22 protein-coding genes and 1 tRNA gene are annotated in these 20896 nt (G+C 64.2%); 12 read left to right on the top strand and 11 right to left on the bottom strand.

The features are described 5' to 3' along the window. The first annotated feature begins 190 nt into the window (after nt 1-190). The 10 genes from ASC37_RS07830 (at nt 191) to ASC37_RS07785 (ending at nt 9526) form a co-directional block, all read left to right on the top strand. Complete coding sequence (locus ASC37_RS07830) at nt 191-559, top strand: Mth938-like domain-containing protein (protein ID WP_055423844.1); 369 nt, start codon at nt 191-193, stop codon at nt 557-559. 17 nt (nt 560-576) lie between these two features. After that, the gene (locus tag ASC37_RS11440; protein ID WP_055423843.1) at nt 577-1044 is read left to right on the top strand and encodes a peroxiredoxin; all 468 of its coding nucleotides are present in this window, start codon (nt 577-579) and stop codon (nt 1042-1044) included. A gap of 21 nt (nt 1045-1065) precedes the next feature. After that, nucleotides 1066-2472 carry a PhoH family protein gene (locus ASC37_RS07820; protein ID WP_055423842.1) on the top strand — a complete coding sequence of 469 codons (1407 nt, stop codon included), beginning with the start codon at nt 1066-1068 and terminating at the stop codon, nt 2470-2472. A gap of 107 nt (nt 2473-2579) precedes the next feature. Continuing rightward, on the top strand, nt 2580-3158 hold the full coding sequence (locus ASC37_RS07815) for a GspH/FimT family pseudopilin (RefSeq protein WP_055423841.1): 579 nt from the start codon (nt 2580-2582) through the stop codon (nt 3156-3158). Nucleotides 3159-3169: 11 nt separating this feature from the next. Next, entirely contained in the window at nt 3170-3688 is a 519-nt protein-coding gene (pilV, locus tag ASC37_RS07810; RefSeq protein WP_055423840.1) for a type IV pilus modification protein PilV, read from the top strand. Further along, entirely contained in the window at nt 3685-4668 is a 984-nt protein-coding gene (locus ASC37_RS07805; RefSeq protein WP_055423839.1) for a prepilin-type N-terminal cleavage/methylation domain-containing protein, read from the top strand. The genes pilV and ASC37_RS07805 overlap by 4 nt, the downstream gene beginning before the upstream one ends. A 10-nt stretch (nt 4669-4678) precedes the next feature. After that, nucleotides 4679-5242 carry a pilus assembly PilX family protein gene (locus tag ASC37_RS07800; protein ID WP_055423838.1) on the top strand — a complete coding sequence of 188 codons (564 nt, stop codon included), beginning with the start codon at nt 4679-4681 and terminating at the stop codon, nt 5240-5242. Nucleotides 5243-5262: 20 nt separating this feature from the next. Next, nucleotides 5263-8547: a pilus assembly protein gene (locus tag ASC37_RS11285; RefSeq protein WP_072247952.1), complete on the top strand. Its 3285-nt coding sequence runs from the start codon at nt 5263-5265 to the stop codon at nt 8545-8547. 3 nt (nt 8548-8550) lie between these two features. After that, complete coding sequence (locus tag ASC37_RS11840) at nt 8551-8949, top strand: type IV pilin protein (RefSeq protein WP_055423836.1); 399 nt, start codon at nt 8551-8553, stop codon at nt 8947-8949. A gap of 82 nt (nt 8950-9031) precedes the next feature. Continuing rightward, on the top strand, nt 9032-9526 hold the full coding sequence (locus tag ASC37_RS07785) for a disulfide bond formation protein B (RefSeq protein WP_055423835.1): 495 nt from the start codon (nt 9032-9034) through the stop codon (nt 9524-9526). 1 nt (nt 9527) lies between these two features. Here the strand turns inward: ASC37_RS07785 and ASC37_RS07780 are convergent, their stop codons facing one another. Beyond that, on the bottom strand, nt 9528-9848 hold the full coding sequence (locus ASC37_RS07780) for a PilZ domain-containing protein (RefSeq protein ID WP_055423834.1): 321 nt from the start codon (nt 9846-9848) through the stop codon (nt 9528-9530). A 113-nt stretch (nt 9849-9961) separates the two neighbouring features. Beyond that, a tRNA-Pro gene (locus tag ASC37_RS07775) sits at nt 9962-10038 on the bottom strand. 140 nt (nt 10039-10178) lie between these two features. Between ASC37_RS07775 and ASC37_RS07770 the strand changes: the two genes are divergently transcribed. Next, complete coding sequence (locus ASC37_RS07770; RefSeq protein WP_055423833.1) at nt 10179-10703, top strand: gamma carbonic anhydrase family protein; 525 nt, start codon at nt 10179-10181, stop codon at nt 10701-10703. A gap of 4 nt (nt 10704-10707) precedes the next feature. Here ASC37_RS07770 and ASC37_RS07765 read toward each other — a convergent pair whose 3' ends face one another. The 8 genes from ASC37_RS07765 to ASC37_RS07730 form a co-directional block, all read right to left on the bottom strand. After that, nucleotides 10708-10995, bottom strand: coding sequence for an FtsB family cell division protein (locus tag ASC37_RS07765; protein WP_055423832.1), 288 nt, complete (start codon nt 10993-10995; stop codon nt 10708-10710). Nucleotides 10996-11002: 7 nt separating this feature from the next. Continuing rightward, a complete protein-coding gene (gene eno / locus ASC37_RS07760) occupies nt 11003-12292 on the bottom strand; it encodes a phosphopyruvate hydratase (protein ID WP_055423831.1) in 1290 nt (429 codons plus the stop codon). Between the two features lie 30 nt (nt 12293-12322). Further along, nucleotides 12323-12625: a DUF1330 domain-containing protein gene (locus tag ASC37_RS07755; RefSeq protein WP_082438416.1), complete on the bottom strand. Its 303-nt coding sequence runs from the start codon at nt 12623-12625 to the stop codon at nt 12323-12325. After that, a complete protein-coding gene (gene kdsA, locus ASC37_RS07750; protein WP_055423830.1) occupies nt 12622-13467 on the bottom strand; it encodes a 3-deoxy-8-phosphooctulonate synthase in 846 nt (281 codons plus the stop codon). The genes ASC37_RS07755 and kdsA overlap by 4 nt, the downstream gene beginning before the upstream one ends. Then, complete coding sequence (locus tag ASC37_RS07745) at nt 13464-15137, bottom strand: CTP synthase (RefSeq protein ID WP_055423829.1); 1674 nt, start codon at nt 15135-15137, stop codon at nt 13464-13466. Before ASC37_RS07745 ends, kdsA begins: the two co-directional genes overlap by 4 nt. A 67-nt stretch (nt 15138-15204) precedes the next feature. Further along, nucleotides 15205-15750: an isochorismatase family protein gene (locus ASC37_RS07740; RefSeq protein WP_055423828.1), complete on the bottom strand. Its 546-nt coding sequence runs from the start codon at nt 15748-15750 to the stop codon at nt 15205-15207. Between the two features lie 10 nt (nt 15751-15760). Then, nucleotides 15761-17719, bottom strand: a complete 1959-nt coding sequence (locus tag ASC37_RS07735; protein WP_055423827.1) for an acetoacetate--CoA ligase — start codon at nt 17717-17719, stop codon at nt 15761-15763. A gap of 49 nt (nt 17720-17768) precedes the next feature. Further along, entirely contained in the window at nt 17769-18197 is a 429-nt protein-coding gene (locus tag ASC37_RS07730) for an acyl-CoA thioesterase (protein WP_055423826.1), read from the bottom strand. Between the two features lie 102 nt (nt 18198-18299). On the opposite strand from ASC37_RS07730, the gene ASC37_RS07725 reads away from it, so the two are divergent. Beyond that, nucleotides 18300-19943, top strand: a complete 1644-nt coding sequence (locus ASC37_RS07725; protein ID WP_055423825.1) for an electron transfer flavoprotein-ubiquinone oxidoreductase — start codon at nt 18300-18302, stop codon at nt 19941-19943. Nucleotides 19944-19979: 36 nt separating this feature from the next. On the opposite strand, the gene ASC37_RS07720 is transcribed toward ASC37_RS07725, so the two are convergent. After that, on the bottom strand, nt 19980-20825 hold the full coding sequence (locus ASC37_RS07720; protein WP_055423824.1) for a carbonic anhydrase: 846 nt from the start codon (nt 20823-20825) through the stop codon (nt 19980-19982). Nucleotides 20826-20896 lie beyond the last annotated feature (71 nt).

Raw genomic sequence — 20896 nt, 5'->3', positions numbered from 1 at the left:
GGCGCGGCCTCGACCACCGCCTCCGGCGCTTCTTTCTCCGTCTGCCCCTGCCGTACCGGCACCACGTTTCCGCTGCGCATTCCCATGTTTGCGTCCTCGCACGAAAGCGCCCGCCTTGCCCGGCCGGGCGCGAAACGGTAATCTTAGCCAAAAATTACCGCCTTGCGGCAATTTCCCCGGGAAGAAGATCATGGAATTTCGCCTCGAGCAGCCCCGCGACATCCGCCTCGTCACCGCCCACGGCCCCGGCTGGGTCGAGATCGACCGCCAACGCCACGAAACCAACCTCATCCTCACCCCCGAAACCGTCGCCCCCTGGTTCGAGGGCGGGTTCGATGCGCTCGACGAACCGGCGCTCGAACCCCTCCTCGCCCTGCGCCCCGAGCTCGTGCTGATCGCCACCGGCGCCACCCTGCGCCGCCCCCCCGTGCCGCTGCTGCGCCGGCTCGCCGCCGCCGGCCAAGGTTTCGAATTCATGACACTCGCGGCCGCCTGCCGCACCTATAATGTCACCGCCAGCGAAGGCCGCCGCGTCGTCGCTGGCCTCATCCTCACCTGATACGGCAGGAGACGATCATGCTCGAACCCGGCACCCTTGCCCCCGATTTCACCTTGCCCGCCACCGGCGGCCAGGAAATCACCCTCTCGGCCCTGCGCGGCCGCCCCGTCGTCCTCTACTTCTACCCCAAGGACAACACCCCCGGCTGCACCAACGAAGCCATCGCCTTTCGCGACCTCACCCCCGAATTCTCCGCCCTCGGCGCCGTGATCCTGGGCGTGTCGCGCGACAGCGTCAAATCCCACGAGAACTTCAAGGCCAAGTACCAGCTCCCCTTCGAGCTCGTCTCCGATCCCGACGAGATCGCCTGCTCCGCCTACGGCGTGATCAAGGACAAGACGATGTACGGCAAGCCCGTGCGCGGCATCGAGCGCTCCACCTTCCTCATCGGCCCCGATGGGCGCATCCTGCACCTGTGGCGCGGCGTCAAGGTCGACGGCCACGCCCAGGAAGTGCTCGCCGCCCTGCAAAAAGCCCTCGCCTGAACATCCGCCAAAGGACCGTCGATGCCCCGCCGCCGCCCGAACGCCGCCGAACGCAAGCTCTACGTCATCGACACCAACGTGCTCATGCACGACCCCACGGCGCTCTTTCGTTTCGAGGAACACGACCTCTTCCTGCCCATGGTGGCGCTCGAAGAGCTCGACACGCACAAGAAAGGGCTCTCGGAGGTGGCGCGCAACGCCCGCCAGGCAAGCCGCGAGCTCGAAGCCATCGTCAGCGGGCACGAAGCCGCGCTCACCGAAGGATTCGAGCTTGCCGGCCCCTCCGGCGGCCAGGCCACCGGCCGGCTCTACCTGCAGACCGAGGCGCTGGAAGTGGAACTCCCCACCAGCCTGCCGCTGTCGCGCGCCGACAACCAGATCCTCGCCGTGGTCAAGGCCATGGCGCAGCGCCTCGCCCCGCGCCCGGTGATCCTCGTCTCCAAGGACATCAACCTGCGCATCAAGGCCCGCGCGCTGGGCCTGGCCGCCCAGGATTACCGCAACGACAAAATCCTCGAAGACACCGACCTCGTCTACCCCGGCGTGCGGGCGCTGCCGCCCGACTTCTGGGAGACCCACGCCAAGGGGCTCGAATCCTGGCGCGAGGCCGGCCACGACTGGTACCGCATCCAGGGACCGATCGTGCCCGAGCTCCTCCTCAACGAATTCGTCTATCTCGAAGGGCCGCAGCCGCTGGAAGCGCGCGTCGTCGCCCTGGAGGGCAAGCGCGCCGTGCTGCGCACCCTCACCGACCGCCGCCACGAGAAAAACGCCGTCTGGGGCATCACCGCGCGCAACCGCGAGCAAAACTTCGCCCTCGACCTGCTGCTCGACCCCGAAATCGACTTCGTCACCCTGCTCGGGCAGGCCGGCACCGGCAAGACGCTCCTCACGCTCGCCGCCGCGCTCGCGCAAACCTTCGAGCAGAAACGCTACACCGAAGTCATCTTCACCCGCACCACCGTACCGATTGGCGAAGACATCGGCTTTCTTCCCGGCAGCGAAGAAGAAAAGATGACCCCCTGGATGGGCGCCCTCGAAGACAACCTCGAAGTGCTCCTGGGCGGCGCCCACGAAGGCGGCGACTGGGGCCGCGCCACCACCGGGGACCTGGTGCGCAGCAAGGTCAAGGTGAAGAGCCTCAACTTCATGCGCGGACGCACCTTCGTGCGCAAGTTCCTCGTGCTCGACGAAGCGCAAAACCTCACGCCCAAGCAGATGCGCACGCTCATCACCCGCGCCGGCCCTGGCAGCAAGGTGGTATGCATGGGCAACCTCGCCCAGATCGACACCCCCTACCTCACCGAAGGCAGCTCCGGGCTCACCTACGTGGTGGAGCGCATGAAAGGCTGGCCCCACGGCGGCCACGTGCTGCTCGCCCGCGGCGAACGCTCGCGGCTCGCCGATTACGCCGCCGAGGTGCTGTAGGCGTCAAGCCCAGGAAAACGGCAGGCATAACACGACCCTTCGTGCTCCTTGCATTCTTCGTCCGACAGCGTCATAATATCTGCCACGTATCGGCAAGGAGCACGGCAATGCGCCAACCCGCCCGCCGCGGCGCGGGGTTCAGCCTCGTCGAACTGATGGTCACGATCGCAGTGCTGGCGATCCTGCTGGCAATTGGCATTCCCAGCTTCGCCTCCCTCATCGCCGCCAACCGCCTCACCTCCGCCACTAACGAACTCGTCGCTGCCCTGCAGACAGCGCGCACCGAGGCGCTGCGGCGCAACGCCCGCGTCACCCTCTGCCCCGCCGCCCCCAGCGCCACTGCGTGCTCCGGCGCCTGGCGCGACGGCTGGATCGCCTTCGTCGACCAAACCCCCGGAAATACGCCGGGCCCTGAGAGCGCCGCCGACATCCTCTTTCGCGGCGGCCCCTTGCCCACCGGCATCGTAGCCGTGGCCAACGCCCCACTTTCGTCGTATGTCTCCTTCACCGCCGACGGAATGAGCAAGCAGCTCAACGGAGCGTTTCTCGCCGGTACTCTACGGGTATGTTCCACCAGCACGGCCCTCACGAATGACCGTCGGGCACGCGAGCTCGTCCTCATCGGCTCCGGCAGAATCGTCCTCACCACCCCGAGCGGCGTTGCTTCGACCTGCCCATCGCCCTGAGGGTCCATGCCATGCATTCCATCTTTCACCCCTTACAACAACGCGGCTTCAGCCTGCTCGAAGTGCTGATCGCCGCCCTCATCTTCGCCATCGGGTTCCTGGGGCTCGCTGGCCTGCAGGCCCGCATGCTCGCCGCGGCCAACTCTAGCTACGAACGCTCCGCCGCCGTCATGTCTGCCTACACCATTCTCGACGCGATGCGCGCCACCGTGATGAGCGCAGACCCAGGAAATCGCTCTACCCTCGCTGCCGCTTACGTCTCATCGGATTGGCGCTGCTCTTCCCCCAGCGGATCAACACTCCCCCTCTCCGACCTCAAAACCTGGATCGACAGCATGCGCGGCACCTCGTCCAATCCCCCACTGGTGCACCCTTCCGCCTGCGGCCGGGTCACCGCCATCGACGCCACTACCTTCACCTACCGCGTCGACATTTGCTGGGACGACAGCGCCGGTGGTGACAACACCGACGGCGGAAATTGCCTCGGCGGCCAGCCCGCCACCATCCTCTCGGTCACGAGTCGTCTATGAAAAACCGCCCCTCCTCCCTCTGGCGCCAGCGTGGCCTGACCCTCGTCGAGCTCATGGTCGCCCTCGTCCTCGGCCTCGTCGTCATCGGCGCGGTTGCCAATCTCTTCCTTACCAACCGGCAAACCTACCGCACCACCGAGAACCTCGCCCGCATGCAGGAGAACCTGCGCATCGCCTACGAGCTGATGGCCCGCGACGTACGCGAAGCCGGCGCCACAGCCTGTGGAGCCACGAATTTCGCCAACGTACTCAATGGAGCCTCATCCACCTGGAGCTGGCAAGGAGAGGCCCTAACCGCCTACGCCCCCGGTGTCACACTCCCTTCACCCGCCCCAACCAACATCGCCGCTGGCAGCCCCGTGCTCTCCGTCGTCAAGGGTAGCGATCCGGCCAATGAAATTCACGTTACCGATCACAACCCGGCTGCCGCCACCCTCACCCTCTCCTCCACCACAGGCCTGAACGTAGAAGACATTCTTTTCCTGTGTGAAGGTCCTGACGCCGCCATCTTCCAGGCAACCAACGTCAACAGCAGCAGCCTGACGGTTGTTCACAATGACGGTGCTAGCGCAACTCCCGGAAATTGCACCAAGTGCCTCAGCACCCCCGTCGTCTGTGGCAGTGGCGGCGCGGCCCCCCAACCCGCCTCTTGCCGCAATTTCACCGGTGGCACCCTCTTAAAATTCCAGCACATCCTGTGGTATGTCGGCACCAATAGCCGCGGCGGCACCTCTCTCTACCGCAAGGTCGGCAACGACGCCGCCGTAGAAATGGTCCCTGACATCGATCAACTCTCCCTGAGTTTTCTCTCCGTTGGCGGCACGACCTACCAACCCATCGCCAGCGTCACCGACTGGACCAAGGTCCGGGCCGTGCGCATCATGGTACGCAGCGTTTCCACGGACAGAATCGGCACCGACGGCCAACCCCTGCGCCGTGAATACCCCTTCACCATTGCCTTGCGCAACCGCCTGAGCTGAGGTTTCCGCCATGGCACCCCTTCCCCTCCGCCTTCCTTCGCCCTCCGTACCCCTCGGCCAACGCGGGGCTGCGCTCGCCACCACCCTCATCCTACTGGTGATCGTCACCCTCATCGCGCTCGGTGCCACCCGTTTCGTCGCCCAGGAAGAGAAGATGGCCAGCGGCATCTTCGATCGCGCCATCGCCTTCCAATCGGCCGAAGCTGGATTGCGCCGCGCCGAAGCGCTTGCCCTACAAAGCACCCCGCCCACTGCACAACCGAACAATACCGATGGCGTATGTAATCAAACCTCCTGCAGTGGTGGCCTATGCGCCCCTCCCGACGCCGATTGCACACCCCGTTGGAAAGACTCTTCCTTCACCGGCTGGATTTCCATTCTCAGCCCACCGGACGTTCCCCTGCCTGTCGAAGGCTTCTACGAATACCTGGGCACTTACCCCAACTGGTACCTCTGCGACCGGGAAAATCCCGTGCCTCCCAATTGTCTTGGTCGCCGCTACCGCGTCACCGTTCGCGCCGTCCGCACGCCAGGCGCTACCGTCATCCTCGAAAGCCAGTACCAAGGCTCCTGACCCAGAACCTGGAGACGGACATGTCCCGCATCCACCGCCTCGTCTTCGCCACCACCCTAGTCATCCTGTCCACGGTCGCAGCTGGCAGCCCGTTAGACATCCCCAACGTGCCGCTCAACACAGGGGTAGGCGTCGACCCAAACATCATGCTCATACTCGACGATTCGGGATCGATGCAGTTCGAAATCCTCCCCGATACTTTGACTTCATCGGGCACCTACTTCCTTTTTCCCCAGCCTTCCAATCCCTATGGGGGAAATACTTACAACAACGCCTACCTCGGCTTGGACGACACCCAAAACCCTAACGTTACCTTGCGTTCCTCCACTCAAAACGTACTCTTCTACAATCCTACCGTCACCTACCAGCCCTGGCGCAAAGCGGACGGCAGTTCCTATCCCAATATCGATCCTGCAAGCGCCCCTTACGACCCGGCAGGAAGAAATAATTGCAAAATCAATCTAAAAACGGGGGGCATGACGGGAAGTAACTGTTCGAGAACCACTTTATCTTACCCTATCACATTCTATGTCTATGTCGGCAGCGGCGACGTCACCGCCCGGACGAACTACATCCGCTATCAATACCGCAACGGAACGTTCTATCAATGGCAGGTCGGAACCAGGTCCAATACCGAACAAGCACTCACTACCCTGCCCTGGGGACGCTCCACCGACGAGGAAGTTCAGAACTTCGCCAATTGGTTCAGCTACTATCGCTCGCGTATCCTCGCCGTTCAGGCCGGCGTCACCAACGCTTTTGCCGATTTGAGCGAAAATTTCCGCGTAGGATTTTGTACGATCAATACGTGTAATAACCGCAACGCAACACCCAATATCGCCATCCCAACGACAAGAAAATTTTCAGGGACGAATAAATCGAATTTTTTCGATACTTTTACCAAAGTAACAATCAACGCAGTAGGAACTCCCTTAAGGGAAGGATTGGATTGGGCTGGTAATAATTATAAAAAATCTGACGATAACGGCCCATGGGGACCAAAAGTTACCATCCAAGGTACAGCAAAGCAACTTTCCTGCCGTCAATCATTCACCATTCTTACTACCGACGGGTATTGGGACACGGGCTACGGTCTTTCAGAACTGGGCAATTCCGATGGTACCAATGGTCCAACAATAACTTCGGCCGACGGAAAAACTTCCTACCAATACACCCCGCAAAACCCTTATAAAGACAGTTACTCAAACACACTTGCCGACGTCGCCATGGAGTACTGGAAAAAAGACTTACGATCCGACTTGGACAACAACGTTCCGACGACCATAGCCGACCCCGCTTTCTGGCAACACATGACTACGTTTGCGCTCTCGCTTGGTGTCGCCGGAACACTCACGTATCCTGACGACCTCGCTGCCATTACCGCGGGCACAAAATCTTGGCCCGACCCGACAAAAAACAAAAATGAAACTCGCGTCGACGATCTCTGGCACGCCGCCGTCAATGGCCATGGACAATTCTTTGCCGCCAAGAACCCCGATGAATTTGCTCAAGGGTTGAAAAATGCGCTCGGCGCGATTAGCGACCGTACCTCCTCTGCCAGCAACGTCGCCGTAAACCTCCCCCGTATCACCTCCAACACTTTGGTCTTCCAAGCCCGCTACAAACCAGGAGACTGGACGGGCGAGCTTCTCGCTTACCCTATCACGATAAACGGGGTCGGCACGACGCCGGCATGGTCGGCCAGTATCCCCGGCGTCGGTTCGCGCCAGATCTTCACTTGGAACGGCAGCAACGGTGGCATTGCCTTCGATTGGAACGCTCTCACCCCAGCGCAAAAGACCGCCCTCGGTTCCCAGACCGACACCGTCAAACAGGACATCGTCAACTACCTGCGCGGAGATCAGCGCAAGGAAGTACAAAATGGCGGAACGTTCCGTAACCGCAAGAGCCTGCTTGGTGACATCATCCACTCTTCCCCGGTATTTGCCGACAACCAGCAAAGCGGAACCGCACGCGCGCAGACCGTCTTCGTCAGTGCCAACGATGGCATGCTGCATGCTTTCGACGCCACCAACGGCCAAGAGATCTTCGCCTATGTGCCCAATCTCCTCATCGGTTCCAACCTTGCTTCACTTTCCGACCCGGCCTACACCCACCGTTATTTCGTCGATGGACCGATCGCCGTCTCCAACTACAACCTGACGCCCAACAAGCAAATCCTGGTTGCCAGCCTCGGTTACGGCGGCAAAGGGCTCTTCGCTCTCGACGTGACCAATCCAAAGTCTTTCTCTGCCACCAACGTCAAATGGGAATTCGGCAACGATGCCGACTTGGGGCTCGTCATCGGCGAAATGCTGCTCGCAAAAACCAACGATGGAAGCACTGTCGTAATTTTCGGCAATGGCTACAACAGCACCAACGAACATGCCGTGCTCTTCGTCCTCAACCTCGACACGGGCGCCCTGATCCAGAAAATCGACACCGGCGTGGGTTCTGCGAATGGGCTTTCTGCCGTCCGCGGTTGGGATAACGACGGCAATGGAACCATCGACTACGTCTATGCCGGCGACTTGCAGGGCAACTTGTGGAAGTTCGATCTCTCGGACAACAACGCCAGCAAATGGGATGTCGCCCTCAAGCAGGGTAACCAAAAACAGGCGCTTTTCCACGCGCAGGATAAGAACGGCAAGGCCCAGCCCATTACCGCTCGTCCGTCCCTTGGGGCCAATCCAGCCGACGGCAGTCTCTGGGTCTTCTTCGGCACGGGGCGCTACCTGACGACCGGTGACGTCTCCGACACCTCCACCCAAAGTTGGTACGGGATCATCGACGATGGCAAGAATCCCGTAACACGCAGTCAGCTCAAAGAGCGTAAGGTTGTCGCGCGGGGAACGGACTCAAACACGGGCAATCCAGTTCGGGCTTTTGAGCTCGCTACCAGCGGCGATATGAATAACAAGAAAGGCTGGTATGTCGACCTCGACCCTGGCGAGCGCATGATCACCTCATCCCAGTTCTACGGTTCCGTTCTTCTAGCCAGCAGCATCATCCCGAGCGACGATCCCTGTACGCCCGGGGGCACGGGCTACGTCAATGCGATTGATCCTTTCACCGGCGCCGCACTCGGAACACCATTCTTTACCGACTATGGCACCTTGACCGTAGAAGGACAAAAAATTCCTGTCGGCTCCGTCGATCTCGGTATCGGCATGCCTGGTCAAGCGCAGATCGTGGGTGACAAACTTGTGGTGGGAGGTTCTAGCGGAGAAACTGCCTCGACCAGCATCAACCTACCCAATGTGATGCCTCACCGTGTCAACTGGCGCGAACTGATCCGGGAGTAAGCCATGCCTCGTACCCCTCGCCGCAGTCGCGGCTTCACCCTGATCGAGCTAATGATCGTGGTCGCCATCATCGCTATTCTGGCCGGGATCGCCTACCCCAGCTATCAGCGTCACGTGCTGCAAACCCGCCGCACGGCGGCGCAGGGATGCCTGATGGAATTGGCGCAATGGATGGAGCGCTATTACACCACCAAGATGACCTACAAGAATGCGGCGCTGCCGGCGCTCTCGTGCACCAACGAGCTGGGCAATTTCTACACCTTCGCCCTGGATGGAATACCGTCCGATACGAGCTACGCCCTCAAAGCCACCGCCAAAGGAGCGCAAACGCGGGACACCGGCTGTACGCCCCTCACCCTGAACAGTGCCGGCACCAAGGGCCCAGCCGGTTGCTGGCGCTAAAACCAGGCGTAAGGTGCGTTACTGAACAAAAATCAGCGTCGGTAGGGGGTACAATAGCCCGGCCGTTTCCGACGAGTCGAACATGATCTCAACCCCACCAGTGCGTCCCCTATTCCTTGCCGCCACACTCGCCGTGGCGGCGCTGCTCTCCTTTGGTCTCTACCTGCAGCACGGACTCGGGCTCGAACCTTGTCCGCTGTGCATCCTGCAGCGCATTGCCTTCTTCGGCGTGGGGCTCTTCGCGCTTTTGGGCACGATGCTCGCGCGCCATGGTCTGGCGGCAAGAGCCTGCGCGGCCGGGATGCTGCTGTGCGCCCTAGGTGGGCTGGGAACGGCACTGTGGCAGAGCTGGTTGCAGCAGCACCCACCCGCTGACCCTTTCGCCTGCGGTCCCGGGCTGGATTATCTAGTGGAAACGCTGCCACTTGCCGAGTGGCTACCCAAAGTGTTCGCAGGTGAGGGGCAATGCACGGCCATCGACTGGACCTTCCTGGGACTCACCATCGCCAACTGGTCGGCGCTGTGGTTCGCGCTCTTCGCAGGGCTCGCAGCCTGGCTCACCCTGCGTCGCGGCTGAATCAAGACAAGACTTCCACGATTCGCCCGCCCACCTCGCAGCGCCAGAGGCCGCCTTCGAGCCCGAGACTGCGGCGCACTTCCAGGCGCACGCGCAAGGGGCGCGCCGGCATGCCGCGCACCCCGCCGGGCTGTTCGACCTGGACGGCGAGGAGCTCGGACGCGGCAGGGACATAGTTGGTACGCAGCGCCATGCCGCCCGCCGAGAGCTCGAAGCAGACGGCCTCATGCACTTCGCCGCGCGGCGAAAGCAGGCGGGCAGGAACGCCGCCGGGCAGAGGAATGCGCCGCTCGCGGCGCCGTTCGACGAAATTGCCGACCATGAAAAGAGCCTCCCAAGCCAACGGGATTCAGTTTAGCTTGGGCTGGATGGGAAGGCAATGCGGGAGAAATGAAAAAAGCCTACGCGAGCGATCGCGTAAGCTTTTGGTGTGATTGGTCGGGGCGGCGGGATTTGAACTCGCGACCCCTTGCACCCCATGCAAGTGCGCTACCAGGCTGCGCTACGCCCCGACGAGTTCGCTATTGTAGCCGATTCCGCAGAAAACGCAAGCCGGACGCGCCGCTTTCGCTCCCTGTTTTTGCTGCATCGCGGAAATCGACGTGTTATGCTTGCCGCCGAAGCGTTGATGAACAACGAAGGAAGGAAGACGATGGCGCTTTATGCCTTGGGTGACAAACGCCCGCAGCTCGGGCCCGATTGCTGGGTGGCCGATAGCGCCGAAGTGATCGGCGACGTGCGGCTGGGGCGCGAAGTCTCGATCTGGTTCAACGCCGTGCTGCGCGGCGACAATGAACCGATCACGATCGGCGCGGGCACCAACGTGCAAGACGGCGTGATCCTGCACGACGACGAAGGAATCCCTCTCACCATCGGCGCGGGCGTGAGCATCGGCCACATGGCCATGCTGCACGGTTGCACCGTGGGGGACGGCTGCCTCATCGGTATCAACGCGGTGATCCTCAACCGCGCGGTGATCGGGGCGCACTGCATCATCGGCGCGAACGCGCTCATTCCCGAAGGCAAGGTGATTCCGGAGCGCAGCCTGGTGGTCGGCTCGCCGGGACGGGTGATCCGCACCCTGACCGACGAAGAAGTGTCGCGGCTGCACGCCAACGCGGCGCACTACCGCGAGGCGGCGCAGCGCTACCGCACGGCGCTCACGCGCATCGGCTGAGGATTCAGGGAGTCGCCGCCCTGGGCGGCAGCGTGAGGAGTACTTCGTCGGGGCGCAGGTAGTTGAGCGAGCCGCGTGCCACCGCTTCGAGCGCCTCGCCGCCATTTTTCAGCTCTTCGATTTCGGCCGCGGCGGCGGCGTTCCGCGCCGCCAGGGCCTCGTTGCGCTGGATGATCTCGTTGAGGCGGGCGTCGAGCCGCTGGCGGTGCAGCAGACCGTCGCGGCCGAGCCACAGTTGGTACTGCAGGAGCGCGAGCAGCACGACGAGGATCAGCCGCACCCACAGGCTCACGCCTGCCTCACTGCGTGCGCAGATTGTAGAACGCCGCCCGGCCCGGATAGCGGGCGGTGTCGCCCAAGTCTTCTTCGATGCGCAGCAGCTGGTTGTACTTGGCCAGACGATCGGAACGCGACAGCGAGCCGGTCTTGATCTGGCCGGTGGAAAGGCCCACGGCGATGTCGGCGATGGTCGAATCTTCCGTCTCGCCCGAGCGGTGCGAGATCACGGCGGTGTAGCCGGCGCGCTTGGCGAGTTCCACGGCGGCGAAGGTTTCGGTGAGCGTGCCGATCTGGTTGATCTTGATGAGGATGGAGTTGGCCACTCCTTCGCGGATGCCGCGCTCGAGGAGCTGCGTGTTGGTGACGAAGAGATCGTCGCCCACGAGCTGAACCTTTTTGCCCAGGCGCTCGGTGAGGATCTTCCACCCCGTCCAGTCGCCTTCGGCCATGCCATCCTCGATCGAGACGATGGGGAATTTGTCGACCAGCGCCGAGAGATAGTCGGCAAAGCCCTCCGCGGAGAGTTTCAGCCCCTCGCCGGCAAGGACGTATTCGCCGTTTTTGTAGAATTCGGAGCTGGCGCAGTCGAGCGCGAGCAGCACGTCGCGCCCCGGCTCGTAGCCGGCGGCGGAGACGGCCTCCAGGATGAGGGAGAGCGCCTCTTCAGTGTTCTTCACGTTGGGAGCGAAGCCGCCTTCGTCGCCCACGGTGGTGGGATGCCCCTTGCGATCGACGAGTTTCTTCAGGTGATGGAAGATCTCGGCGCCGCAGCGCAGCGCCTCGCGGAAGGATTCCATGCCCACCGGCATGATCATGCATTCCTGGATGTCGAGGCTGTTGTTGGCGTGCGCGCCGCCGTTGATGACGTTCATCATCGGCACCGGCATCTGCTTGGGCCCGGAGCCGCCGAAGTAGCGGTACAGCGGCAATCCCGCCTCTTCGGCCGCAGCCTTGGCCACCGCCATCGACACGGCGAGCATCGCGTTCGCCCCAAGGCGGGATTTGTTCTCGGTGCCGTCGAGCTCGATGAGGGTCTGGTCGATGAAGGTCTGATCCTCGGCGTCGAGCCCCAGCAGCGCTTCGCAGATCTCGGTGTTGACGTTCTCCACGGCGCGCAGCACGCCCTTGCCGAGGTAGCGGGCGGGGTCGCCGTCGCGCAGCTCGATGGCCTCGCGCGAACCGGTGGAGGCGCCGGAAGGAACGGCGGCGCGCCCCATCACGCCGGATTCGAGCAGCACGTCCGCTTCCACGGTGGGGTTGCCGCGGGAATCGAGGATCTCCCGCGCGACGATATCGACGATGGCACTCATTTCATGCTCCAGACAGAATGAACAAATCTTTCAGGCGGACGGCAGGCCTTCGACCACCAGCATGTCGAACTCGGCCAGCCCTTCACGCGCCGCCCGCGCTTTGCGATAGGATTCCGAGTCATAAAACGCTTGCGCCGCCTCGAACGAAGGGAATTCGACGACGACCACGCGCTGCGGCTGCCATTGCCCTTCGAGCACGGCAAAGCGCCCGCCGCGCGCGAGATAACGCCCACCGTGCTCGGCCACCGCCGGGGCGGAAAGCTCACGATAACGCGCAAGCGCCTCATGGTCGGCACGACGCGCGACGACGATCACATAGGCTTTCGCATTCATTGCATCATCTCCTGTTCGATGAACCCTCTTTGCTTCGCCACCCGGTCGAGCGCGACGAGCGTGGTGAGGAGCTCGGCCAGACGCGGGATGGGCCAGGCGTTAGGGCCGTCGGAGAGGGCCTTGTCGGGATCGGGGTGCGATTCCATGAAGAGCCCGGCGATGCCGGCAGCCACCGCTGCCCGGGCGAGCACGGGGACGAATTCGCGCTGCCCGCCCGAAGCCTGCCCCTGCCCGCCGGGCAGCTGCACCGAGTGGGTGGCGTCGAACACCACGGGGCAGCCGGTGGCACGCATGATGGCGAGCCCCCGCATGTCGACCACGAGGTTGTGGTAGCCGAAGCTCACGCCGCGCTCGCACACGAGGAGGGTGTCGGCTCCCCCGTTGGCTTCCTTGGCCTTGGCCACCACATTGACCATGTCCTCGGGGGCGAGGAACTGCCCTTTCTTGATATTGACCGGCTTGCCGCTCGCGGCCACCGCCTGGATGAAGTCGGTCTGGCGGCAGAGGAAGGCCGGCGTTTGCAGCACGTCGACCACTTCGGCCACCGGCGCCACTTCGGCTTCGGTGTGCACGTCGGTGAGCACCGGCACGCCCACGCGCTCGCGCACCTCGGCCAGGATCTCCAGCCCTTTGGCCATGCCCAAACCACGGAAAGATTTGCTGGAAGTGCGGTTGGCCTTGTCGTAGCTCGACTTGTAGATGAAGGGCACGCCGAGCGCGGCAGTGATCTCCTTGAGCGCCTGCGCCGATTCGAGCGCCATCTGGCGCGACTCGATCACGCAGGGGCCGGCGATGAGGAAGAAGGGCCGGTCGAGCCCGACTTCGAATCCGCACAGTTTCATGCCGCCTCCTTGCTCGATGCGATCGCCGTGGGACGCCCGGCGCGCCGGCGCGCTTCCAGCGCCGCCTGCACGTAGGCGATGAAGAGCGGATGGCCTTCGCGCGGGTTGGACGTGAATTCGGGGTGGAACTGGCAGCCGACGAACCAGGGGTGCACGTCCTGCGGCAGTTCGATCATCTCGCACAGATCGGTGCCGGGGGCGCGACCCGAGACCACGAGCCCCTTTTCTTGCAGCAGCGGCAGCAGGCGGTTGTTCACCTCGTAGCGGTGGCGGTGGCGCTCGAGCACCTGCGGCGCGCCATAGATCTGCCGCGCGAGCGTGCCTTCGGCGAGCAGGCACACCTGGCCGCCCAGGCGCATGGTGCCGCCCAGGTCGGATTCTTCGCTGCGCCGCTCGATCTTGCCGCTGCGGTCCTGCCATTCGGTGATGAGGCCGACCACGGGGTACGGCGTGTCGGGGTCGAACTCGGTGGAGTGCGCTCCTTCGAGGCCGGCGACGTGGCGGGCGAATTCGACCACCGCGAGCTGCATGCCGAGGCAGATGCCGAGGAAGGGGATCCGGTGTTCGCGCGCGTACTGGATGGCGAGGATCTTGCCTTCGGTGCCACGCCGCCCGAACCCGCCGGGCACGAGAATGGCGTCCATGCCGGCGAGCGCGGCACAGCCTTCGTCTTCCAGGGTTTCGGAATCGATGTAGTGGATGTTCACCCGGCAGCGGGTGTGCAGCCCGGCGTGGGTGAGCGCTTCGACCAGCGACTTGTACGATTCGGTGAGATCGACGTACTTGCCGACGAAGGCGATGTCGACCTCGGCGCGCGGGTGTTCCCAGGCATCGACGATGCGCTGCCACACGGAGAGATCGGCCGGGCGGGCGAGGAGGTCGAGCTTGTGGCAGACGATCTCGTCGAGCATCTGCTCGTGCAGCAGCAGGGGGATGCGGTAGATGGTGTCGGCATCGCGCGACTCGATCACCGCCTGCGGGCGCACGTTGCAGAAGAGCGCGATCTTGCGCCGTTCTTCTTCGGGAATGGCCCGGTCGGCGCGGCAGAGCAGGATGTCGGGCTGGATGCCGATCTCGCGCAGCTCCTTCACCGAGTGCTGCGTGGGCTTGGTCTTGAGTTCGCCCGCGGCGGCGATGTAGGGCAGGAGCGTGAGGTGGATGTAGCACACGCCCTGCGGCCCCAGCTCGATGCCCATCTGGCGGATGGCTTCGAGGAAGGGCAGCGACTCGATGTCGCCCACCGTGCCACCCACCTCGACGATGGCCACGTCCGCCCCTTCGGCGCCGCGCTCGATGAAGCGCTTGATCTCGTCGGTGATGTGCGGGATCACCTGCACGGTCTTGCCGAGGTATTCGCCGCGGCGCTCCTTGCGGATGACGGATTCGTAGATCTGGCCGGTGGTGAAGTTGTTGCGCCGGCTCATCTTGGCGCGGGTGAAGCGCTCGTAGTGACCGAGGTCGAGGTCGGTCTCGGCGCCGTCTTCGGTGACGAAGACCTCGCCGTGCTGTAACGGGCTCATGGTGCCCGGATCGACGTTGATGTAGGGGTCGAGCTTGAGGTGGGTGATGCGGATGCCGCGCGATTCGAGAATGGCCCCGAGCGAGGCGGCGGCGATCCCCTTGCCGAGCGAGGAGACCACGCCGCCGGTCACGAACACGTACTTGGTCATGGGAACGTGGATTGGCTGGAAAAGCGAATGATAGCCGATCCCGGCCGCTTCGCGAACGCCGTGCGCTTCAGCGGATCAGGGTGCGCAGCACGTCGCAGAAGAGGTCCGTGCCGCCGCGTTCGAGCCACTCGAAGGCCACCATCTCGCGGCAGACCACCACGGCCCCGGCCTGGCGCATCCGCTCGAGGGCGAGCAGCCGATCCTCGGCACGGCGCGAGCCGACCGACTCGGCCACCACGAACACCCGCTTGTCCGCCTCGAGCAGATCGAGCACCGTCTGCAGCACACATACGTGCGCCTCGGTGCCGGCCACCACCACCTGTTCGGCGCGCCCTACGGCGGTGCCCTCGAGCACGCCGTCGCGTACCGCCGAGAAAGCGGTCTTGCGCACCCGCTCGGCCGCGGGCGGCAGCACTTCGAGCAATTCCGGCACCGTCTCGCCGATCTTCTCGGGGAAGTGCTCGCTCACCACCACCGGCACCTGCAGCTTGCCGGCGAGCCGCAGCAGCCAGGCGGCGGATTCCCGTACCTGCTCCTTGTGCTCGATCACCGGCAGCAGGCCGCTTTGGATGTCGACCACGAGCAGGGCGCTCTCCCTGACATGCATCTTCATCCTCGCCCCCTCAATCGCGCAGTTCGGGACGATCGCGGAAGTGCTCGAGCGCCTCGGGGTTGGCGAGCGCCTCGACGTTTTTCACCGGCTGGCCGTGCACCACCTGGCGCACCGCGAGCTCGACGATCTTGCCGCTCTTGGTGCGCGGGATGTCGGGCACCTGCACGATCTTGGCCGGAACGTGGCGCGGCGTGGTGTTGTCGCGGATCACGCGGCGGATCTTTTCCTCCAGCGCCGCATCGAGCGCGAGCCCCTCGCGCAGGCGCACGAAGAGCACCACGCGCACGTCGCCCTGCCAGTCCTGACCGATGACGATGGATTCCTCCACCTCGGGCAGTTTCTCCACCTGGCGGTAGATCTCGGCCGTGCCGATGCGCACCCCGCCGGGGTTGAGCGTGGCGTCCGAGCGGCCGTAGATGATGAAGCCGCCGTGGATCGTTTCCTCGCAGTAATCGCCGTGGCACCACACGCCGGGGAAGCGCTCGAAGTAGGCGGCGCGGTACTTGCTGCCGTCCGGGTCGTTCCAGAATCCCAGAGGCATCACCGGGAAGGGACGGGTGCACACGAGCTCGCCTTTCTGCCCGACGACGGGGTTGCCGTTCTCGTCGAACACCTGCACCGCCATCCCCAGCCCCTTGCACTGGATCTCGCCGCGCCACACGGGCAGCGTCGGGTTGCCCAGCACGAAACAGGAAACGATGTCGGTGCCGCCGGAGATCGACGACAGGCAGAGGTCGCGCTTGATGCGGGTGTAGACGTAATCGAAGCCCTCGGGCATGAGGGGGCTGCCGGTGCTGAACATCGTGCGCACCGTGTCGAGTCGGTGCGTTTCGATGGGTGCGAGCCCTTTCTTCGCCGCCGCATCGAGGAATTTCGCCGACGTACCGAAATGCGTCATGCGCTCGGCGTCGGCGTAGTCGAAAAGGATGGTGCCGTCCTTGACGAAGGGCGAGCCGTCGTAGAGGAGCAGCGTCGCCTCCGAGGCCAGGCCCGAGACGAGCCAGTTCCACATCATCCAGCCGCAGGTGGTGAAGTAGAAGAGCCGGTCGTCGGGCTTGACGTCGCCGTGCAGCTTGTGCTCCTTGAGGTGCTGCAGCAGCACCCCGCCGGCGCAGTGCACGATGCACTTGGGCAGCCCCGTGGTGCCGGAGGAATAGAGGATGTAGAGGGGATGATCGAACGGCAGGCGCACGAAGTCTATCTCGGTCGCGTCGCGGTGCGGCGCGGTGAACTCGGCCCAGCCCTGCGCGCGGTCGATCATCGAGAGATCGGGCAGCGCCTCCAGATACGGCGTGACCACCACCCGGCGCACCGACGGAAGGCCGGCCACCACTTCGGCCACCTTGCCGCGGATATCGACCGCCTTGCCGTTGTACCAGTAGCCGTCGACGGTGAAGAGCACCTTGGGCTCGGTCTGGCCGAAACGATCGAGCACTCCTTGCACGCCGAAATCGGGGGAAGCCGAAGTGCAGATCGCTCCCAGGCTCGCCGTGGCGAGCATGGCGATGACCGTGTGCGGCATGTTGGGCATGTAGGCCGCGACCCGGTCGCCGCGCGTCACCCCCGCTTCGGCCAGGGCCCGGGCCACACGGGCCACTTCGAGATACAGCTCTTCCCAGCTCCAGCGCTGCTTGACCCGGTCCTCGCCCCAGAACACCATCGCCTCGCGCCCGTCGCGCCGGCGCAGCAGGTTCTCGGCGAAATTGAGCCGCGCCTGCGCAAACCAGCGCGCCCCAGGCATCTTGTGGCCATCGACGAGCACCACCTCGCCGCGCTCGCCGATCACCCCGCCTTCGTCCCACACCGAAACCCAGAATTCCTCGGGATGCTCGATGCTCCAGCGGTGCAAGGCCGCGTAGTCGGGGAAATTCCGGCTCCAGCGCGCTTCGACGTGGCGGGTAAACGCCGTGATCGTGGCGCTCGCCACCCGTTCGGCCGAAGGTACCCAGATGGGGTTCGTCTCGCTCATTTCCTTCCTCCTTTTGGTTGATTTTTATGGGTATTTTTGGCCTTTCGGCTCAGCCGGGAGAACCCGACAGCGCCCGACGCAGATCATCGGGCAAGGGCGTAGAACGGCCGGTGGCGGCGTCCACCCACACCATCTTACCGGAACCGGTGGCGTAGAGGGTCTCGTCGCCCACCAGGCGCAGCTCGTACCAGCTCGTCACGCTCGAGCGCCCCGGCTCGCCGGCATATACCGTGACCTCGCACACGGCCGGATAGGTCACCGGCTTGAGGAAATTGCAGTCCGCATGCACCAGCACCGGCGAGGGCGACACACCGGCCACCCCCCGATAGCCCAGCGCTTCGAGCCATTCCACTCGTGCCTGTTCGAAATAGCGAAAATAGATCGTATTATTGACATGGCCGAAGGCATCCATGTCGCCCCAGCGCACGGGGATTTTGGTCGTGAGTACTTTCCGGGCATGGGCCGGGCGTTGTGTCATGATCGCGTCTCCTCGAAAGCGTGATTGATCGTCGGCCCGTTTTCTGCCAACATACGGCAGCGTATGGCCTCTCATCCTATTGTAGCGCGAGGACTCCCGAAGATGGAACGAGAAGCGATGGAATTCGACGTAGTGATCGTCGGCGGCGGCCCGGCCGGGCTCGCGGCGGCGATCCGCCTCAAGCAGCTCTGCGCCGAGAAGGGGCAGGATTTCTCCGTGTGCGTGATCGAGAAAGGCGCGGAGCTGGGCGCGCACACCATGTCGGGCGCCGTGCTCGATCCGCGCTCGCTCACCGAGCTCATTCCCGACTGGAAGGAACGCGGCGCGCCGGTCAAGACCGAGGTGCGCGAAGACCGCTTCCTCTTCCTCAAGGAAGGCGGGGCGATGAAGGTGCCCAACGCCCTGCTGCCGCAATGTTTCCAGAACCATGGCAACTACATCGTCCGCGCCGGCTTCCTCGTCAAGTGGCTGGGCGAGCAGGCCGAAGCCATTGGAATCGACGTCTACCCCGGCTTTGCCGCCGCCGACGTGCTCTACGACGAAGAAGGCCGCGTGCTCGGCGTCGTCACCGGCGACATGGGGCTGCAGAAAGACGGCACTCCTGGCCCCAACTACCAGCCGGGCATGGAGCTGCGGGCGCGCTACACGCTCTTCGCCGAAGGCTGCCGCGGGCACCTGGGCAAGCGGCTCGAACAGCGCTTCAAGCTGCGCGAAGGGCGCGATCCGCAAGCCTACGGCATCGGCATCAAGGAGCTGTGGGAGATCGATCCGGCCAGGCACGAACCGGGACTGGTGATGCACACCGCCGGCTGGCCGCTCGACCCTGACACCTACGGCGGCTCCTTCTGCTACCACCTCGACGAGGGCCCTCTGGTGGCGATCGGCTTCGTCGTCGGGCTCGACTACCGCAATCCCTATCTCTCGCCCTTCGAGGAATTCCAGCGGCTCAAGACCCACCCTGCCATCCGCTCCATGCTCGAAGGCGGCAAACGCATCGCCTATGGCGCACGGGCGCTAGTGGCCGGCGGCCTGCAAGCGCTGCCCAAGACGGTCTTTCCCGGCGGCGCGCTCATCGGCGACGATGCGGGTTACCTCAACGCCTCGCGCATCAAGGGCATCCACGCGGCCATCAAGTCCGGGATGCTTGCGGCGGAAGCCGCCTTCGCTGCGCTTGCCGCCGGTCGCGCGCACGACGAGCTCTCCGACTACCCGCAGGCCTTCGAGCGCAGCTGGCTGCACGAGGAGCTCTACCGCGCCCGCAACTTCAAGCCGCTCATGAAGAAGGGCCTATGGGCCGGGTCGCTGCTCTTTGGCATCGACCAGATGGTGTTCCGCGGCAAGGCACCCTGGACGCTGCACCGCGACACGCCCGACCACGCCCTGCTCAAACCCGCGGCCGAATGCAAACCGATCGCCTATCCCAAGCCCGACGGCGTGCTCACTTTCGACCGGCTCTCCTCGGTCTTCCTCTCCAACACCAACCACGACGAGGACCAGCCCTGCCACCTCGTGCTGCGCGATCCCAAGGTGGCGATCGACGTCAATCTCAAGATCTACGATGCCCCCGAGCAGCGCTACTGCCCGGCCGGCGTCTATGAGATCGTGAGAGAAGACGGCACGCCGCGCCTGCAGATCAACGCGCAGAACTGCGTGCACTGCAAGACCTGCGACATCAAGGATCCGACGCAGAACATCGACTGGGTCCCCCCGCAGGGTGGCGAAGGGCCGATCTACGTCGGCATGTGAGTCCGGGCGCCGCAGGGCTGCGGCGCCTTCACGGCCTCATTCGAACACGCGGCGCGCGTTCAGCGGCTGCACCGGGCGGTTGTTGCGGCCGGTGAGCGACAAGAAGGCGCGCAGCTGCTCCTCGCTCGCCTCGGCGACTTCCGACATCACGTACCAGCGCACGCCCTCGGTGCAGGGCGGCGTGGTGAGCGAGCCGTTGTAGCGATAGAAATCGGTCGTGGGCGGCAGCAGCTTGCCCGGATCGAGCGACACGCTCGCCCCGCCCTTTTTCTGCGCGGCGGCGAGGATCTCGCCGAGCGCCGGATTGTCCTCGCCACGCCGGAACCACACCGCCACCACCGCGACGTTGCCGTCCTTGTCTTTATGCACCAGCTGGACCTCCAGCGGATAATGGTTGCCGCCGTCGGTATGCTCGCTGGGGGAATGGAACTGGATCGCCGTCAGCGCGAAGCGGTGCTGTTCGTCCGTGATCGCCGCCTTGCCGGAGACGACCTGCAGCGTCAGCACGCCGTTGTCGCGCCGCAGCCGGCCATTCACCGGCCCGTAGGCGAACTCGATCGCCCGCAGATCGGTGGTGAGCACATCCTCGCGCCGGATATCGATCGGCGACTGGTTCTTGCCGATGCCGCACCAGAAATAATCCCGCGACAGCTTCGCCCATTGGGACGGACCGTTCGTCTGACCATATCCCCAAGCGCCAGGAGAGCGAACCGAGCGTTTGGTCGACGAAGCCCCCGCAGCCGCGGGCTGCTGCACCGGCGGCGGGGATTTTTCCCCTTCGGCCGCCGGCGCCTCGGTCTTGTGCTCGCCGGCGGACGCCTCGGGCACTGCCTCCTGGGCCTGCAGCGGCAGGGCTGCCGCAAGGCACACGATCCCCCACATCCATCGCTTCGCACGGGAAACCCGCAATGCCATGAGAAATTCTCCTGATCGAATGCACCGGCCGCGGGAGC

It is taken from the genome of Tepidiphilus thermophilus (assembly GCF_001418245.1).
GTDB classification, from domain to species: domain Bacteria; phylum Pseudomonadota; class Gammaproteobacteria; order Burkholderiales; family Rhodocyclaceae; genus Tepidiphilus; species Tepidiphilus succinatimandens.
The sequence above is the reverse complement of the archived record's forward strand: the minus strand, read 5'-3'. Positions and strand labels throughout refer to the sequence as shown.

Excerpts from the sequence above, each read along its gene's own strand:
- ASC37_RS07745 (WP_055423829.1), bottom strand. The coding sequence starts at position 15,137 with ATGACCAAGTACGTGTTCGTGACCGGCGGCGTGGTCTCCTCGCTCGGC.
- ASC37_RS07725 (WP_055423825.1), top strand. The coding sequence starts at position 18,300 with ATGGAACGAGAAGCGATGGAATTCGACGTAGTGATCGTCGGCGGCGGC.
- ASC37_RS07820 (WP_055423842.1), top strand. The coding sequence starts at position 1,066 with ATGCCCCGCCGCCGCCCGAACGCCGCCGAACGCAAGCTCTACGTCATC.
- ASC37_RS11840 (WP_055423836.1), top strand. The coding sequence starts at position 8,551 with ATGCCTCGTACCCCTCGCCGCAGTCGCGGCTTCACCCTGATCGAGCTA.
- ASC37_RS07735 (WP_055423827.1), bottom strand. The coding sequence starts at position 17,719 with ATGAGCGAGACGAACCCCATCTGGGTACCTTCGGCCGAACGGGTGGCG.
- ASC37_RS07805 (WP_055423839.1), top strand. The coding sequence starts at position 3,685 with ATGAAAAACCGCCCCTCCTCCCTCTGGCGCCAGCGTGGCCTGACCCTC.
- ASC37_RS11285 (WP_072247952.1), top strand. The coding sequence starts at position 5,263 with ATGTCCCGCATCCACCGCCTCGTCTTCGCCACCACCCTAGTCATCCTG.
- ASC37_RS07720 (WP_055423824.1), bottom strand. The coding sequence starts at position 20,825 with ATGTGGGGGATCGTGTGCCTTGCGGCAGCCCTGCCGCTGCAGGCCCAG.
- ASC37_RS07800 (WP_055423838.1), top strand. The coding sequence starts at position 4,679 with ATGGCACCCCTTCCCCTCCGCCTTCCTTCGCCCTCCGTACCCCTCGGC.
- ASC37_RS07755 (WP_082438416.1), bottom strand. The coding sequence starts at position 12,625 with ATGAATGCGAAAGCCTATGTGATCGTCGTCGCGCGTCGTGCCGACCAT.
- ASC37_RS11440 (WP_055423843.1), top strand. The coding sequence starts at position 577 with ATGCTCGAACCCGGCACCCTTGCCCCCGATTTCACCTTGCCCGCCACC.
- ASC37_RS07785 (WP_055423835.1), top strand. The coding sequence starts at position 9,032 with ATGATCTCAACCCCACCAGTGCGTCCCCTATTCCTTGCCGCCACACTC.
- ASC37_RS07730 (WP_055423826.1), bottom strand. The coding sequence starts at position 18,197 with ATGACACAACGCCCGGCCCATGCCCGGAAAGTACTCACGACCAAAATC.
- pilV (WP_055423840.1), top strand. The coding sequence starts at position 3,170 with ATGCATTCCATCTTTCACCCCTTACAACAACGCGGCTTCAGCCTGCTC.
- ASC37_RS07815 (WP_055423841.1), top strand. The coding sequence starts at position 2,580 with ATGCGCCAACCCGCCCGCCGCGGCGCGGGGTTCAGCCTCGTCGAACTG.
- ASC37_RS07740 (WP_055423828.1), bottom strand. The coding sequence starts at position 15,750 with ATGAAGATGCATGTCAGGGAGAGCGCCCTGCTCGTGGTCGACATCCAA.
- eno (WP_055423831.1), bottom strand. The coding sequence starts at position 12,292 with ATGAGTGCCATCGTCGATATCGTCGCGCGGGAGATCCTCGATTCCCGC.
- ASC37_RS07780 (WP_055423834.1), bottom strand. The coding sequence starts at position 9,848 with ATGGTCGGCAATTTCGTCGAACGGCGCCGCGAGCGGCGCATTCCTCTG.
- ASC37_RS07770 (WP_055423833.1), top strand. The coding sequence starts at position 10,179 with ATGGCGCTTTATGCCTTGGGTGACAAACGCCCGCAGCTCGGGCCCGAT.
- ASC37_RS07830 (WP_055423844.1), top strand. The coding sequence starts at position 191 with ATGGAATTTCGCCTCGAGCAGCCCCGCGACATCCGCCTCGTCACCGCC.
- kdsA (WP_055423830.1), bottom strand. The coding sequence starts at position 13,467 with ATGAAACTGTGCGGATTCGAAGTCGGGCTCGACCGGCCCTTCTTCCTC.